The following is a 14,756-nucleotide window of genomic DNA, read 5'->3' as shown; positions in this document are numbered from 1 at the left end:
GCGCACCAGGGTAGGTGGCGACGGGGGCGGCGGGCAATCGCCGATTGGTATTTAAATACCGATCCGGCTACGGTGGTATTTAAATACCGGACACGAAGGGCAGGACATGGTCGAGTTGAAGACTGCGGCGGAGATCGAGCGGATGCGGGTGACGGGTGCGTTCGTCGCCGATGTGCTCGCCGACCTGCGCGCTCGGGCGCAGGTCGGCGTCAACCTGCTCGATCTGGAAGCCCATGTGCGCGAACGGATCCGGCAGCGCGGCGCGGTGTCCTGTTATTGGGACTACGCGCCGTCCTTCGGGCGCGGGCCCTTCCGCAACACCGTCTGCCTCTCGGTGAACGACGCGGTGCTGCACGGGATGCCGTTCGACTACCGGCTGCGCGACGGTGACGTGCTGAGCATGGATCTGGCCGTGTCGATCGACGGCTGGGTGGCCGACGCGGCCGTCACGGTGATCGTCGGCACCGCCCGCGCGGAAGACCAGCGCCTGGTGCGCGCCACCGAGGACGCGCTGGCCGCCGCCATCGAGGCGGCGGTGCCCGGCAACCGCCTCGGTGACATCTCCGCCGCCATCGCCGCCGTGGCCGCGGACTACGGCTACCCCGTCAACACCGAATTCGGCGGCCACGGCCTCGGCCGCACCATGCACGAGGATCCGCACGTCGCCAATGTCGGCCGCCCGGGCCGGGGCATGAAGCTGCGCCCCGGCCTCACCCTCGCCCTCGAGCCCTGGTTCGCCCGCACCACCGACCGCATCTACATCGACGACGCCGACGGCTGGACCGTCCGCTCGGCCGACGGCTCCCGGACCGCGCACTTCGAGCACACGGTGGCGATCACCGCCGACGGGCCGCTGGTCCTCACCCGGGCCGCCTGAGACGGCTCACCGGGAATCCGACAGCCATCGCTGCAGTTCGGTTCCGGCCCGCAACTCCGCGGCGACCGCGGCCCGCTCGTCGTCGGTGAGGGTCAGGCCGGCCACGTCGGCGCGGAATCGCTCCGCGCGTGCGGTGTCCCCGGCGGCGACGGCCAGTTCGGCGAGCATCGCGAGCGCCTTGGCCTGCTCGACGGCGGGCGCGAGGACGCGGTAGCGGCGCAGGCCCACCTCCAGCACCCGGGCCGCCGCGGTGTCGTCGACCTTGAAGTCGCGCAGGATGCGGGCGTTGTCGATGACCTTGGCCAGCCCGGTGAGCTCGGACGCGCCGCCGTAGTCGACCTCCGGCGCCTCGTCGCGCTGGATGAACAGCAGGGTGTTGCCGTCCGGGTCGATGAGGCTGAACCGGCTCTGTCCGGGCCGGAACCGGGTGATCCGGGGGCAGCCCTTGGCGAGGACCTTGCCGTAGGCGGCGCGCATCGCGGCGGTGAACGCGGCGTGCCTGGCCGCCACGTCGTCGACCATCACCAGGCAGCCGACGTTCTCCAGCGGAACCGGCACCCCCGGCGGTGGCGGCGCGAAATGCACGGGACAGCCCTCGTATTCGAGCGCGAGATAGACGTAGGGCTTGGTCTGCGCGTCGAGCACGGTGTACCCGAGGGCTCGGTAGAAGTCGAGGGTGACGCTCGGCGTGGAGGTCCACAGCACGGGAACGGGGGAGTCGGCCATCGGTCGCTCTTCCTTCGGCTGGTACTCAAGTTTGACTAGCTGACGCTAGGTGGGTCGCCGTGCGGAAGTCAAGTTTGAGTAGTATCCGGTCCGGTCGAAGGGAGTCGGTATGTCGGCGGTGCGTCTGCTGGTGCTCGGGGTGCTGCGCCGGGACGGGCCCGCGCACGGGTACGCGGTACGCCGCGAACTGCTGTCCTGGCGCGCCGAGACGTGGACGAACGTGAAACCCGGGTCGATCTACCACGCGCTCAAACAGCTCTGCGCCGAAGGCAAACTGCGCGAAGCGGGCACCGAGAGCGGTGGCGCGGGGCCGGGACGGACGCTGTTCGAACTCACCGAGGCCGGCGAGGCGGAGTTCCGGGCACTGCTGGACCGGGCGCTGGTGAGCATCGACATGGAGGAACTCGGCGCCGCCATCGCCTTCATGGACGCGCTGCCCCGCGCCCATGTGGTGGCACGGCTGCGCGAACAGCAGCACAACGCGGCCGCCGTGCGCGACGATCTGCTCGCGATGATCCCGGAATTCCCCGCCCGGCACGAGGTTCCGCACGCGACCGATCTGCTCGAACTGTGGAGCGGGGTGTTCGACACCCTGACCCGCTGGACCGGGGGACTGGTCGCGCGCCTGGAGGCGGGCGAATACCACATGTCCGACTGACCGGCGGCCCCGGCCACACCGCACTAGGCTGCGGACATGACGAATGCGCTCGGCGAGATCGGTTCCGCCGATTACGTGATGCTGACGACCTACCGTAAGGACGGCACGCCGGTCGGCACCCCGGTGTGGGCGGTGGCCGAGGACGGCAAGCTGTACGTGTGGACCGTGACCGACAGCTGGAAGGTCAAGCGGTTGCGCCGCAATCCGGCCGTCACCGTGCAGGTCTGCGACGCGCGTGGCAAGAAGCTGTCCGGGCCGGTGCTGCCGGGGACCGGGCGGGTGCTCGACGCGGCGGGCACCGAGCACGTGCGCGCCCTGCTGAAGCGGAAATACAAGCTGCTCGCCACGGTCGCGCTGCTGGGCAGCACGCTGCGGCGCGGCAAGGCGGGCACGATCGGGCTCGAGATCACCCCGGCCGAATGATCATGGGGCGTGCGGATTTCGGGTCAGGACGGGCCGGGTGCCGCGGCTGGGCTATTCTTCCTCGGGCACACCGGGGTAGTCCCCAGGCGGACATGAAGGCTCGCCCCTGCCCCGGGGGGAGGGATCGTTCATGACAGCACCGACGCGGCCACCGAGGGCGCAGCAGCCCTACCCGGTCGCCGAGACCCCGGAACCCGAGAGCACGGACGGCGGTTGGGTTGCCGTGCTGGTGGCCGCCGTCGTGGCCGCCGTCGCCATCGCGGTGGCCGGGGTGATCGCCGGACTGGTGGTGGTCAATCTGCGCGAGAGCGCCATGTCGGAGGCGCCGCCGAGTACGTCGGTGGCCGCCGCCCCCACCGCGCAGAACCCGGCGCCGATCCTGCCCGCGCTCACCACCGTGCCGCCGGTACGCACCACCGCCCCGGCGGCGGCGACCACCGCCCCGACGGCCTCGAGCTCCGCCGCGGCGACGTCGAACACGGCCGCCGCCACCGAGCTGGACCGGGCAGCCGTGCAGCGCGGGGTGACAACGGTGCTCACCGACTCCTACGGCATCACCGACGTGCGCGACGTGCGCTGCCCGGCCAGTATCGAGATCGTGCCCGGCGCCAGCTACGACTGCAGTGTGCGGGTCGGCGCCGCCGCGCAGACGGTGTCGGTGACGATCACCGACCTCGACGGCACCTACGAGGTGAGCAGGCCCTACTGAGCCTCAGGTGGCCTGGCTCACCGACGACATGTGGAAGTCGGGAATCCGCAACGGCGGCATGGCCGCGCGGGTGAACCAGTCCTTCCACTCCCGCGGCAGCGTCGCCTCGGTGGCGCCGGCCTCGGTGACCCGGCGCAGCAGATCCAGCGGGCTCTCGTTGAAGCGGAAGTTGTTGACCTCGGCGGTGACCCGGCCGTCCTCCACCAGGTAGACGCCGTCGCGGGTCAAGCCGGTCAGCAACAGCGTGGCCGGGTCGACCTCGCGGATGTACCACAGCGTGGTCAGCAGCAGGCCGCGCTCGGTGCGCGCGACCAACTCGGCGGTGCTCGCCGCCGAGCCGCCGGTGAGCAGCAGGTTCTCGCCCGGAACTGTCGGCGTGGCGCCGAATTCGGCAGCGGTGGCGCGCGGATAGGCCAGCGCGTGCACCACGCCCTCGCGCACCCAGTCGACGCGGTCGGCGAGCAGGCCGTTGTCGAAGACCGACAGCGTCTCCGAGGATTCGGGGGTGGCGACGAACGGCCGATACGCCAGGCCCTCGGCACGCGGATCCGACCACAACGTCAAGGGCAGCTCGGTGAGCCGTTCCCCGATCCGGGTACCGCCGCCGGGCCGGGCGAAGGCGTTGTGGCCCTCGTGCGCGCCCCGGCCCTCCATCGCCCACATCAGCGAGATCATCAGATCCGCGACCGCCGAGGGCGGGAGCAGCGTCTCGTAGCGGCCCGCGGGCAGCTCGACCCGCCGCGCCGCCCAGTCCAGCCGCCCGGACAGTTCGCTGAGCAGCGCGGGCACGTCGACGTCGGTGAAGTCGGTGGTGCCCACCCCCACCCACGCGCTCGACGGCGCGTCCCGCGGTCCGCGTTTGCCGTTGATCTCCACCGAGCCGGTCGGCTGGACGAACCGCCTGCGCAGGCCGGTCGAGGTGCCCAGCCAGGTGGTGTGGACCTGGTGGTGGGCGAAACCGTAGAGCCGGTCGGCGGCGTCGAAGCCGTCCGCGAGACCGCGAGCCAGATCGGTGAACACCTCGATGCCGGTGGTGCCGGGCTCGGCGGCCCAGTCCTCGACCGAGTCGGTGGAATCCAGCAGCGGCATGGCGTCTTTCGCCGGTTCGGCGGACCGGGCCGCCGCCTCGGCCGCGCGCACCACCGTCGCCACCTCGGCGGGATCGACGCTGGTGGAGCCGACGCTGCCCACGCGCGCGGCCCGCGGCCCGTCCCGGAAGATCGAGACGACCGCCCACTGCCGCGACACCGAGGCGCCGTTGGTGGTCATCGAATTGCCCGCCCAGCGCAGCGAGGCCTCGTGCGCGTCGGTGACCATCACGATGGTCTCGTCGGCGCGGGCCAGCGCCAGCGCCTGCTCCACGACCGCGCCCGCGGGCGGCACCCCCTGCACGCTCACCGGCCTGCCTCCGTCCGGGTGTTGAGAATGGTGATGCCGCGCACCAGGATCGACGGACAACCGTGGCTGACCGCCGCGACCTGGCCCGGCTGCGCCTTGCCGCAGTTGAACGCACCGCCGAGCTGCCAGGTCGACGGCCCGCCCACGGCCTCCATCGCGCCCCAGAAGTCGGTGGTGGTGGCCTGGTAGGCGACATCGCGCACCTGCCCGGCCAGCTCGCCGTTGCGGATGCGGAAGAACCGCTGCCCGGTGAACTGGAAGTTGTAGCGCTGCATGTCGATCGACCACGATTTGTCGCCGACGATGTAGAGCCCGTCCTCGACCCGGCCGATCAGCTCGGCGGTGCTGGTGTCGCGGGCGGGGTCGGGTTGCAGCGACACGTTGGCCATCCGCTGGATCGGCACGTGGTGCGCGGAATCGGCGTAGGAGCAGCCGTTGGAGCGGTCCAGGCCGAGGCGCGGGGCGAACGCGCGGTCGAGCTGATAGCCGACCAGCACGCCGTCGCGCACCAGATCCCAGCGCTGCCCGGCGACGCCCTCGTCGTCGTAGCCGACGGTGGCCAGCCCGTGCGGTTCGGTGCGGTCACCGGTGACGTGCATGATCGGCGTGCCGTATCGCAGCGTGCCCAGTTTGTCCGGCGTGGCGAAGGAGGTGCCCGCGTAGGCGGATTCGTAGCCGATCGCGCGGTCGTATTCGGTGGCGTGGCCGATGGACTCGTGGATGGTCAGCCACAGGTTGGTCGGGTCGATCACCAGGTCGGTGGGGCCCGGGGTGACGGTCGGGGCCTTGACCTTCTCGGCCAGCCAGCCGGGGATGCGGGCCAGCTCGGCGTCCCAGTCCCACACGCCGTCGGCGCCGGTGACGTACTCCCAGCCGCGGCCGGCGGGCGCGGCCAGGGTGCGCATGGTCTCGAACACGCCCGCCGCCGAGTCCACGGTGATCGCCTCCAGCTGCGGATGCAGCCGCACCCGCTGCTGGGTGAGGACCGTCCCCGCGGTGTCGGCGTAGTAGGTCTGCTCCTTGACCTGGAGCACCGCGGCGCTCACGTGGTCGACGCCGTCGGCGGCGGCGAGGCGCTCCGAATAATCCTGCAGCAGCGCCACCTTCTCCGCCGTCGGCACGGTGAAGGGATCGATGTCGTAGGCGGACACCCATTCCGCGCCGGGATAGCGGGGTTCGGGAGCGAGTTCCACGCGCTCGCGGTTGAGTGCGCGCAGCGCGGTCGCGACGGTGACCGCGCGCCGGGCCACCTCGGCGGCCGTCGCCGGGGTGAGCGCGGCGTGGGAGGCGAAACCCCAGGTGCCGTCGACGATCACACGGACCGCGAAACCCAGGTCGGTGCTGTCGGCCACGGCCTCCACGCGCCCGTCGCGCAACCGGATCGATTGGGTGCGCAACCGGTGCACGCGCAGGTCGGCGTGCTCGGCGCCGGCGGCGCGGGCCGCGGTGAGCGCGGCGTCGGCGAGCGCGGCCAGTGGTAGCGCGCGGAATTCGGCGTCGACGGCCCGCCGTGGGCCGCCGGAAGTCGCGGTGCTCACCCCGGCAACGGTACCGCGCGGGCGCGCACGGCGGTCGGGTGAGGGTCCGGCGAACGGCCGAAATGCCGGTGAGCACAGGCACCGACGGCGCGCGCGACACGGTGGTTACCACGCGGTGGACGGCCGATGTCGTACTGTGCCCGCGTGCCGCCTTCTGCTCTTCGTGACCGCAAACGTGAACGTACCCGCCGCGCGTTGCTCGAGGCCGCCATCGAACTCTTCGAGACCCAGGGCTACGAACAGACCACGGTGGCCGACATCGCCGCCGCCGCGGAGGTGGGCACGCGCACGTTCTTCAACTACTTCGCCAGCAAGGAGGAGTTGCTCTTCCCCGACCCCGACGAGCGGGTGCGCGCCGCCGTCGCCGCGATCGCCGCACGCAGGCCCGGCGAGCGCCCGGTGGAGGTGCTGCTGCGCGCGTTGCGGGCCGCCGGCGACAATCCCGGCGAACACCTGGTGGACGACCTGAGCTCCCGGATCGCGGCGATGCGCGCGCAGGTCTCGCGGACCGTGCCCGCGGTGAGCGGCCGCGTCGCCCACGCCCAGCTGGTGACCCAGCGCGAGATCGGCAGGCACCTGCACGCGGCCTTCCCCGACGAGTTCGACGAGGTGGGCGCGGCCGCGCTGGTCGGCGCCGTGGTGGGCGCGGTGTCCGGTGCGCTGACCGTGCTGTTCCAGCAGCCGCACGCCGCCGAGGACGGCGAGCGCCTGCAGCGCCGCATCCACGAGACCACCACGCGGGTGCTGCAGCCGTGGCTGGCGGCGGGCGCCGCCCCGGCCCGGTCCGAACCCGAATCGCACACCGCCTGACCGGGCGATCAGCCGAACTGCTGCCAGCCGAGCCGGACGACCATCACCACCACCACGACCAGCAGCACGATCCGCACGAACTCCGCGCCCTTGCGCAGCGCCATCCGCGAGCCCGCGATCGCGCCCGCCACATTGGCCACCGCCATCGCCGCGCCGAGCGCGACCAGGATGTGGCCGGTGAGCCCGAAGAAGATCAGCGCGCCGACGTTGGAGCCGCAGTTGATCACCTTCGCCATCGCCGCGGCCCGCACGAACTCGGTGCCGAGCAGGGTGGCGAAGGTGATGATGAGGAACGTCCCGGTGCCGGGGCCGAGCAGGCCGTCGTAGGCCCCGATGAGGCCCGCGGCGAGGGCCACCACCAGGATCGTCTTGCGCCGCGTCGGCGGATCGGTGGCCATCGTGATGCCGATGGTGGGCCGCAGCGTGACGAACACCGCGACGCCGACCAGCACCACCATGACGATCGGGATGAACAGGTCGCGGTCGATCAGCGACACCGCCGCCGCGCCGAGCCCCGAGGCCACCGCGGCGATCACCGCGGCGGGCAGCAGCAGCTTCCACCGGATCGGCACCTTGCGGGCGAAGGTGAGCACCGAGGCGGTGGTGCCCGCGACGGCGGCGAGCTTGTTGGTGCCCAGCGCGGTGGCGGGCGCGATACCGGGCGACACCAGGAACAACGTGGGCAGCACGATCAGGCCGCCGCCGCCGACCACCGCGTCCACCCAGCCCGCGGCGGCCGCGGCCGCCAGCAGGGCGCTCCAGTCTGCGAAATCCACCCGGCAAGCCAATCAGACATCGGATGAATCCCGGCGATCGGTGCCCGCGCCCCTAGTCTGAGACGGTGCGACGGTTCAGTCTGTGGCTGCGCGGCAAGCCACTCGTAGCGGATTCGATGATGGCCTTCGCCCTGCTGCTGCTCGACCTCACCGGAATCGGCGACGCCGACCAGAAGGCCGTCTACCTGGTGCTGTCGGGCCTGCTGCCGCTGCCGGTGGCGTTCCGGCGGCGCTACCCGCGGTCGATGGCCGCGGTCATGCTGGTCCTGGGGATCACCACCTCGGTCGTCGGCCACCTGCTCGACGATCCCGTGGCGCATCCGGCGCTGCTGGCGCTGGGCATCATGCTCTACACCCTGGTCGCCTACGTCGGCCGGCGCGAGGGCCTGATCCTGTTGCTCGGCCTGACGGTGGACTCGCTGGTGGCCCTGGCGCTGCTGGGGCAGCCGGTCCCGACGACGTTGCCGTTCGTCGCGGTCTACTACGCCCTGTGCTGGACCCTGGCCGAGTTCAACGGCGCCCGGCACGCCTACGACGCCGAGGTCGCGGCCCGGCTGGCCGTCGCCGACGACGAGATGCGCAGGCGCACCCACGAGGCGGTCGCCCGCGAGCGCACCCGCATCGCGCGCGAACTGCACGACGTGGTCGCGCACGCGGTGTCGGTGATCATCGTCCAGGCCGACGGCGCGCGCTACGCGTTGCGCCGCGACCCCGACGCCGCCGAACAGGCGCTCGGCGTGATCGCGGGCACCGGCCGCGAGGCACTGCGCGAGCTGCGCCGCACCGTCGCGCTGCTGCGCACCGAGCACGCCCCCGACCAGCTGCCGCAACACGGCAGCGCCGGCATCGCGAAGGTCGTGGAGATGATGCGCGGTACCGGCCTGGCCGTGGACCTCGAGCTGACCGGCGACATCGACGCCATCGCCCCGGAGGTGAGCCTCGGCATCCACCGCATCGTGCAGGAGTCGCTGACCAACACCTTGCGCCACGCCGGTGCCCATCCCAAGGCGTGGGTGCGGGTGCACCGGCGCGACCACGACATCCTCGTCGAGGTCGTCGACTCCGGCGGAGTGCCGGTGCACGGCCCTGACCCCGATCCCGCGGCCGCGATCCGGGGCAGCGGCCTTGGCCTGCTCGGCATGCGCGAGCGCGTCGCCGTGCTCGGTGGCACACTCGAGGCCGGGCGCGAACCGGACGGCAGCTGGCGGGTGTGCGCGACGATTCCGCTCGAGCTCCACGAATGACCCGCCGCGGCACCGGAGTCAGTCGAGCGCGTGGGTGAGTTCGCGCACGACCTCGCTGGCCGTGACCGGATCGAGCACGCCGAACGCGGTGTCCCCGCAGCGGCTCCACCACGGCGCCGCGGGCTTGCCGGACAACTCGACCGCCTCGATCACCCGTTCGGACCCGGTCCACGGGTCGTCGGCGTCGAGACCGTCGTCCAGATGCAGCAGCACCCACAGGTCGCCGCCGACCGGCCGGTAGAGGTGGTCGTGCACGCCGTCGACCGGCCTGCCCAGCCGCCAGCCGGAGCGCAGCAGCCGCGACAGCGCGTGCGCGGGCACCATCCGGTGCGCGAACCGCTCGAGCGCGGTGGACCGGCGCTCGCGTTCGGTGAGCCGGTGCACCTCCCGCGCCAGTTGCGGAAAGGGCTGGCGCACGCGTTCTTCGGCGAACCGCGCCGCCCAGCGCGGCAGCTCGTGCGCCAGGTGCAGCGGGTGGGCGACGGCCACCCGGGCGACGTCGAGGCCGATGCGCCGGCCCGCGCTGTCGACCGGCGCGCCCCCGGCGTCGAGCCGGAAGGACACCCGCGGGGTCGACTCCTCGTCGTACCCCAGCCACACCAGCCGGCGGGACGGGTCGCACAGGCGGGAGTCCGTCCGGCACACCGAACGGTGTTCCCGGTCGGACCAGGTACGCCGCTCGATCATGGCGATCTCGAGGCGTCGAACATCTTCGTTCATGGGGCTCCATCACGACTGGATTCAGCGAACCGGACAGCCTAACGACGAGCACCGACACCACCGTCGCCGCCGCGGCGCCGTTCGGAGCGGGCCGGACGCGACGTTAGATTGGATCGGTGCCGATCACCGTACTAGTCGTCGACGACCAGGAATTGATGCGCATGGGCCTGAAGATGGTGCTCGGCGCGCACCCCGACATCGAGGTGATCGGGGAGGCCGAGAACGGCGCCGTCGCGGTCTCCCGCGCCAGGGAGTTGCGCCCCGACGTGGTGCTGATGGACTTGCGCATGCCCGTGGTCGACGGTGTCACCGCCACCACCCGCATCCTGGAATCCGGCGACGGCTGCAAGGTCCTGGTCATGACCACCTTCGACCTCGACGAACACGCGCTCGGCGCGCTGCGCGCGGGCGCGAGCGGGTTCCTGCTCAAGGACACCCCGCCCGAGGATCTGGTCTCGGCGGTGCGCAGCGTCGCCGCCGGTGACGCGGTGGTCTCGCCGAAGGTCACCAAGCGGCTGCTCGACCGGCTCATCGCCGACGATCCGGCGGGTATGCGCGACGCCGCGGTGCTGGACGTGCTCACCGCCCGCGAGCGGGAGGTGCTCGAGCAGATCGCCGCCGGTCGCTCGAACGCCGAGATCGCCGCGGAGCTGTTCCTGTCCGAGGCCACGGTGAAGACGCACGTCGGGCGGGTGCTGACCAAGCTCGGGCTGCGCGACCGGGTGCAGGCGGTGGTGCTGGCCTACGAAACCGGGCTGGTGCGGCCGGGCGGCTGACCGGCTCGGGAGAAATCTCCGGCGTTCGGACGTTGGGAAGGGTAGATCGTCCGGAAGGAGCGCCCATGCCCGCCCTGTTGTTCGTGCTGTACGTGATCGTCGAGGTCGCCGCGCTGGTCGCGGTCGGCCAGTGGATCGGTGTGCTGCCGACGGTGTTGCTGCTGATCGCGGGGTCGGCGGCGGGCATGGTGCTCGTCGGCGCGCAGGGCAGGCGGGTGTTCGATCAGTTCCGGCGCGTCGGCCGGGGCGAGGTCACACCGGGCACCGCGGTCGCCGACGGCGTGCTCGTCGCCCTCGGCGGTGCGCTGATGTTCGTGCCGGGCCTGGTGACCTCGGTGCTCGGCCTGCTCCTGCTGCTGCCGCTCACCCGCGGGCTGGTGCGCCCGGCGGTGACCGCGCTGGCCGCGCGCCGCGTCGGCCGCCTGGTGCGCACCGCCCGCTACGACGGCGTGGTGGTCGACGCCGACGGCGTGGTCGACGGTGTCGTGGTGCAGCAGTGGTACCACGACGGCCGGGGCACCCGCCGCGCCATCGACCCCTCCTGAACCGGCCGGTGTCCGGACCCGGGCGGCGCCCGCCTGGGGTCGGGCGGCGGATCGGCGTGCGGCAGACTGGGGAGCCGTGCGTACCCAGTTGCTGATCGGTGGCCGTTTCTACAGTTCGAGTTCGCCCGACGCGACCGCGATGGCGGTGCAGGACGGCACGATCGTATGGCTGGGCGCGGAGCAGCCGGGCCGGGCGCTGCACCCCGATGCCGAGATCGTCGACCTGGACGGCGCGTTCGTCGCCCCGGCCTTCGTCGACCCGCACGTGCACGTCACCGCGCTCGGCCTGCGACTGATCGGGCTCGACCTCACCGCCACCGGATCGCTGGCCGAATGCCTGGCCGCGGTGCGCGCCCACGCCGCCGAGCATCCCGAGGCCACGGTGCTCGGCACCGGCTGGGACGAGACGCGCTGGCCGGAGCGGCGCGCGCCCTCGGCCGAGGAACTGGACGCGGCCGCCGGGCCAGGACGGCGCGTCTATCTGGCGCGCGTGGACGCGCACTCGGCCGCGGTCTCCTCGGCCCTGCTCGCCCTCGTGCCCGCCGGAACCCGGGGTCACACGCCCGGTGCGCCGCTACGGGCCGACGCCCACCATCTGGTCCGCGCGGCCGCGCTGGCCGGCCTGGACCGCGCCCAGCGCGACCGCGCCCGACGGGCCGCGCTCGATGCCGCGGCGGCGCACGGGATCGTCGCGGTGCACGAATGCGCGGGCCCCGACATCGCCGGCCGTGACGATCTCCGCGAGCTGCTCGACGTCGAGCACGGTGTCGAGGTGCGCGCGTACTGGGGGCAGGCGGTCGGCTCGGCGGCGGAGGCGACGGCGCTGCTGGCCGAGGTCGGCGCGCACGCGCTCGGTGGTGATCTGTTCGTCGACGGCTCGCTCGGTTCGCGCACCGCCCTGCTGCGCGCGCCCTACGCCGACGGGCCGGGCATCGGGGTGTCCTATCTCGACGCCGACGCGATCGGCGCGCACGTGCGCGCCTGCACCGAGGCGGGTATCCAGGCGGGCTTCCACGTCATCGGGGACGCGGGCATGGACGCGGTGGTGGCGGGCTTCGAGCAGGCCGTCGCCGCGCTGGGCGGTCCGGCCGTGGCCGCGCGCGGGCACCGCGTCGAGCACGCCGAGATGCTCGACGCCGCGCAGATCGACGCACTCGCCCGGTGGGGTGTGATCGCCAGTGTCCAGCCGGTTTTCGACGCGACCTGGGGCGGGCCCGACGGCATGTACGCCGCGCGGCTGGGCGCCGAACGCGCCGCCGGGCTCAACCCCTACGCGGCGATGGCGGCAGCGGGCATCGCGTTGGCGATCGGCTCCGACGCGCCGGTCACCGAGCTGAACCCGTGGGCGGCCGTGCGGGCCGCGAGCCTGCACCGCACGCCGGGGCACGGCATCTCCCCGCGTGCCGCGTTCGCCGCCGCCACCCGCGGTGCCTGGCGGGCGGGCGGGGTCCGCGACGGTGTCGCGGGCACCCTGGTGCCGGGCGCACCGGCGTCGTATGCGATCTGGGAGGCGGGCGAACTCGTGGTGGCGGCCGCCGCCGACTCGGTGCAGCGCTGGTCCACCGACCCGCGCTCGCGAGTGCCAGGACTGCCTGCGCTGGAACCGGATTCGCCGCTGCCGCGCTGCCTGCGCACGGTGCACCGCGGCGTCACGATCTACCAGGCATGAGCATGTCGGGCGAGGGTGCGCGCGCGACGGGGCGGCGGGCGATCGGCAGTCCGGCGGTGTGGTGGCGCGTGCTCGCCGCGATCGTCGCGGGTCTGCTGATCTTCGGCAGCTTCCCGCCGCGTCCGCTGTGGTTCCTCGCGCCGGTCGGGGTGGCTGTGCTGGTGGCGGTGCTGCGCGACGGCACCCGGCTGCGCGGCGGGTTCGGGTACGGAATGCTGGCCGGCCTCGGCTTCTTCGTGCCGCTGCTGCCGTGGACGGGCATCTACGTGGGACCGCTGCCGTGGCTGGCCCTGTCGACCGCGTGCGCGGTGTATGTCGGCCTGTTCGGGGTGCTGGTGCGCCTGGTGGGCCGGTTGCCCGGCTGGCCGGTGTGGGTCGCGCTGGCGTGGGTCAGCGTGGAGTGGGCGCGGTCGAGTTTCCCGTTCGGCGGATTTCCCTGGGGCAGGCTGGCGTTCGGCCAGGCCGACGGCTGGTACCTGCCGTGGGCGATGATCGGCGGTGCGCCGCTGATCGGATTCGCCGTCGCGCTGACCGGCAGCGGCCTCGTGGCACTGGCGCTGTCGGTGTGGGCGGCGGTCCGCTCCGCCGACCGGTCCGCGCGGAACCGCTGGTCGCGCAGCGCGATTGTCGTCGCGGCCTGCTGTGCGGCTATCATGCCGGTCGCCGGAGTGATCCTCCGGTCCGCGCTGCCCGACCCTGAGACCGGGGACCGTACGATCACGGTCGCCGCGGTCCAGGGCAGCGTGCCGCGCCTCGGCCTGGACTTCAACGCGCAACGCCGGGCCGTGCTGGACAACCATGTCCGCCGCACCGAGGAACTCGCCGCCGACGTCGCCGCGGGGCGCGCCCCGCGCCCGGACGTGGTGATCTGGCCGGAGAACTCCTCCGACATCGACCCGCTGCGCAATGCCGACGCCGCCGCCCTCATCAGCCGCGCCTCGCAGGCGATCGGCGCGCCGATCCTGGTCGGTGCCGTGCTCGTCAACGACGACCGCACCACCACGAACTCGGTGATGGTCTGGAACGGTGCGGCCGGGCCGGGGGAGCGCCACGACAAGAAGATCGTGCAGCCCTTCGGCGAGTACCTGCCGATGCGCTCGTTCTTCCGGTTGTTCTCCGAATACGCCGACCGCGCCGGATATTTCGTGCCGGGTGACGGGGACGGCACGGTGCGGGCCGCCGATGTCGAGATCGGGGTGGCCACCTGCTACGAGGTCGCGTTCGACCGCGCCTTCCGCGACTCGCTGGCCGCCGGCGCGCAGCTGCTGACCGTGCCCACCAACAACGCCACCTTCGGCGACAGCGAGATGACCTACCAGCAGCTGGCGATGTCACGGGTGCGGGCGGTCGAGCACGGGCGCGCGCTGGTGGTCGCCGCGACCTCGGGGGTGAGCGCGATCATCACCGCCGACGGCGCCGTCGCCGAGTCCACCCAGCTGTTCGTGCCCGCGGCCCTGGTGGCCGAGCTGCCGCTGCGCTCCGACACGACGCTCGCCACCCGGCTGGGCGGCGGTCCGGAACTGCTCGCGGTGGCGCTGACGGCGGGCGCGCTGGTGCTCGTCGCGGTGCGGCGCCGCCGAGCCACCGCCGCCACGGATGCCGCCGGCGACGCCACCGACAGCGACGCCACCGACAGCGACGCCACCGACAGCAACGCCACCGACAGCGACGCCACCGCCGGCGACGCCACCGCCGGCGACGTCCAGCCGGTCGCTGAGCAGGGCGACTGAGCCGGGCGAAAAAGGCGCTGATCGAACGGGGCGACCAAGCGCGGCGATCTCGCCGGGGGCGGCCGAGCCGTCCGGTCGGGCCGGAGCGATCGAGCCGTCCGGTCGGGCCGGAGCGATCGAGCCGGGGCGATCGAGCCGGGGCGATCGAGCCGTCCGA

General features: G+C 72.9%; 15 protein-coding genes. 10 read left to right on the top strand and 5 right to left on the bottom strand.

Features of this window, described 5'->3' with window-relative positions; all coding sequences use genetic code 11:
• Positions 1–106 precede the first annotated feature (106 nt).
• Positions 107–877, top strand: coding sequence for a type I methionyl aminopeptidase (gene map / locus CRM89_RS08795; RefSeq protein ID WP_098083720.1), 771 nt, complete (start codon positions 107–109; stop codon positions 875–877).
• Positions 878–883: 6 nt separating this feature from the next.
• On the opposite strand, the gene CRM89_RS08790 is transcribed toward map, so the two are convergent.
• Positions 884–1,603 carry a glyoxalase gene (locus tag CRM89_RS08790; RefSeq protein ID WP_098083719.1) on the bottom strand — a complete coding sequence of 240 codons (720 nt, stop codon included), beginning with the start codon at positions 1,601–1,603 and terminating at the stop codon, positions 884–886.
• A gap of 109 nt (positions 1,604–1,712) precedes the next feature.
• On the opposite strand from CRM89_RS08790, the gene CRM89_RS08785 reads away from it, so the two are divergent.
• The 3 genes from CRM89_RS08785 (at position 1,713) to CRM89_RS08775 (ending at position 3,393) form a co-directional block, all read left to right on the top strand.
• Complete coding sequence (locus CRM89_RS08785; protein WP_098083718.1) at positions 1,713–2,261, top strand: PadR family transcriptional regulator; 549 nt, start codon at positions 1,713–1,715, stop codon at positions 2,259–2,261.
• 36 nt (positions 2,262–2,297) lie between these two features.
• On the top strand, positions 2,298–2,684 hold the full coding sequence (locus tag CRM89_RS08780) for a PPOX class F420-dependent oxidoreductase (RefSeq protein WP_060590740.1): 387 nt from the start codon (positions 2,298–2,300) through the stop codon (positions 2,682–2,684).
• Positions 2,685–2,814: 130 nt separating this feature from the next.
• Positions 2,815–3,393, top strand: a complete 579-nt coding sequence (locus tag CRM89_RS08775; protein ID WP_098083717.1) for a DUF4333 domain-containing protein — start codon at positions 2,815–2,817, stop codon at positions 3,391–3,393.
• 3 nt (positions 3,394–3,396) lie between these two features.
• Here CRM89_RS08775 and CRM89_RS08770 read toward each other — a convergent pair whose 3' ends face one another.
• Both CRM89_RS08770 and CRM89_RS08765 read right to left on the bottom strand, forming a co-directional pair.
• Positions 3,397–4,791 carry a metallopeptidase TldD-related protein gene (locus tag CRM89_RS08770; protein WP_229434660.1) on the bottom strand — a complete coding sequence of 465 codons (1,395 nt, stop codon included), beginning with the start codon at positions 4,789–4,791 and terminating at the stop codon, positions 3,397–3,399.
• Entirely contained in the window at positions 4,788–6,329 is a 1,542-nt protein-coding gene (locus tag CRM89_RS08765; protein WP_098083716.1) for a TldD/PmbA family protein, read from the bottom strand. The genes CRM89_RS08770 and CRM89_RS08765 overlap by 4 nt, the downstream gene beginning before the upstream one ends.
• A gap of 144 nt (positions 6,330–6,473) precedes the next feature.
• Here CRM89_RS08765 and CRM89_RS08760 point away from each other — a divergent pair, with 144 nt between their 5' ends.
• Positions 6,474–7,139, top strand: coding sequence for a TetR/AcrR family transcriptional regulator (locus CRM89_RS08760; RefSeq protein ID WP_229434659.1), 666 nt, complete (start codon positions 6,474–6,476; stop codon positions 7,137–7,139).
• Positions 7,140–7,147: 8 nt separating this feature from the next.
• Here CRM89_RS08760 and CRM89_RS08755 read toward each other — a convergent pair whose 3' ends face one another.
• Positions 7,148–7,915: a TSUP family transporter gene (locus tag CRM89_RS08755; RefSeq protein WP_060590744.1), complete on the bottom strand. Its 768-nt coding sequence runs from the start codon at positions 7,913–7,915 to the stop codon at positions 7,148–7,150.
• A 65-nt stretch (positions 7,916–7,980) separates the two neighbouring features.
• Here CRM89_RS08755 and CRM89_RS08750 point away from each other — a divergent pair, with 65 nt between their 5' ends.
• The gene (locus tag CRM89_RS08750) at positions 7,981–9,159 is read left to right on the top strand and encodes a sensor histidine kinase (RefSeq protein WP_098083715.1); all 1,179 of its coding nucleotides are present in this window, start codon (positions 7,981–7,983) and stop codon (positions 9,157–9,159) included.
• An 18-nt stretch (positions 9,160–9,177) separates the two neighbouring features.
• Here the strand turns inward: CRM89_RS08750 and CRM89_RS08745 are convergent, their stop codons facing one another.
• Positions 9,178–9,879: a DUF4132 domain-containing protein gene (locus CRM89_RS08745; protein WP_098083714.1), complete on the bottom strand. Its 702-nt coding sequence runs from the start codon at positions 9,877–9,879 to the stop codon at positions 9,178–9,180.
• Between the two features lie 116 nt (positions 9,880–9,995).
• On the opposite strand from CRM89_RS08745, the gene CRM89_RS08740 reads away from it, so the two are divergent.
• The 4 genes from CRM89_RS08740 (at position 9,996) to lnt (ending at position 14,599) form a co-directional block, all read left to right on the top strand.
• The gene (locus tag CRM89_RS08740; protein ID WP_098083713.1) at positions 9,996–10,655 is read left to right on the top strand and encodes a response regulator transcription factor; all 660 of its coding nucleotides are present in this window, start codon (positions 9,996–9,998) and stop codon (positions 10,653–10,655) included.
• 65 nt (positions 10,656–10,720) lie between these two features.
• Positions 10,721–11,200: an FxsA family protein gene (locus tag CRM89_RS08735; RefSeq protein WP_098083712.1), complete on the top strand. Its 480-nt coding sequence runs from the start codon at positions 10,721–10,723 to the stop codon at positions 11,198–11,200.
• Between the two features lie 76 nt (positions 11,201–11,276).
• Positions 11,277–12,869, top strand: coding sequence for an amidohydrolase (locus CRM89_RS08730; RefSeq protein WP_098083711.1), 1,593 nt, complete (start codon positions 11,277–11,279; stop codon positions 12,867–12,869).
• A complete protein-coding gene (gene lnt / locus CRM89_RS08725) occupies positions 12,866–14,599 on the top strand; it encodes an apolipoprotein N-acyltransferase (protein WP_098083710.1) in 1,734 nt (577 codons plus the stop codon). Before CRM89_RS08730 ends, lnt begins: the two co-directional genes overlap by 4 nt.
• Positions 14,600–14,756: the final 157 nt, after the last annotated feature.

The sequence above is a fragment of the Nocardia sp. FDAARGOS_372 genome (genome assembly GCF_002554515.1).
In the GTDB taxonomy this organism is placed as follows: Bacteria; Actinomycetota; Actinomycetes; order Mycobacteriales; family Mycobacteriaceae; genus Nocardia; species Nocardia farcinica.
Note: the sequence above shows the minus strand (reverse complement) of the source record. Positions and strands in the feature narration are given on the sequence as shown.

Excerpts from the sequence above, each read along its gene's own strand:
- map (WP_098083720.1), top strand. The coding sequence starts at position 107 with ATGGTCGAGTTGAAGACTGCGGCGGAGATCGAGCGGATGCGGGTGACG.
- CRM89_RS08790 (WP_098083719.1), bottom strand. The coding sequence starts at position 1,603 with ATGGCCGACTCCCCCGTTCCCGTGCTGTGGACCTCCACGCCGAGCGTC.
- CRM89_RS08785 (WP_098083718.1), top strand. The coding sequence starts at position 1,713 with ATGTCGGCGGTGCGTCTGCTGGTGCTCGGGGTGCTGCGCCGGGACGGG.
- CRM89_RS08780 (WP_060590740.1), top strand. The coding sequence starts at position 2,298 with ATGACGAATGCGCTCGGCGAGATCGGTTCCGCCGATTACGTGATGCTG.
- CRM89_RS08775 (WP_098083717.1), top strand. The coding sequence starts at position 2,815 with ATGACAGCACCGACGCGGCCACCGAGGGCGCAGCAGCCCTACCCGGTC.
- CRM89_RS08745 (WP_098083714.1), bottom strand. The coding sequence starts at position 9,879 with ATGAACGAAGATGTTCGACGCCTCGAGATCGCCATGATCGAGCGGCGT.
- CRM89_RS08735 (WP_098083712.1), top strand. The coding sequence starts at position 10,721 with ATGCCCGCCCTGTTGTTCGTGCTGTACGTGATCGTCGAGGTCGCCGCG.
- lnt (WP_098083710.1), top strand. The coding sequence starts at position 12,866 with ATGAGCATGTCGGGCGAGGGTGCGCGCGCGACGGGGCGGCGGGCGATC.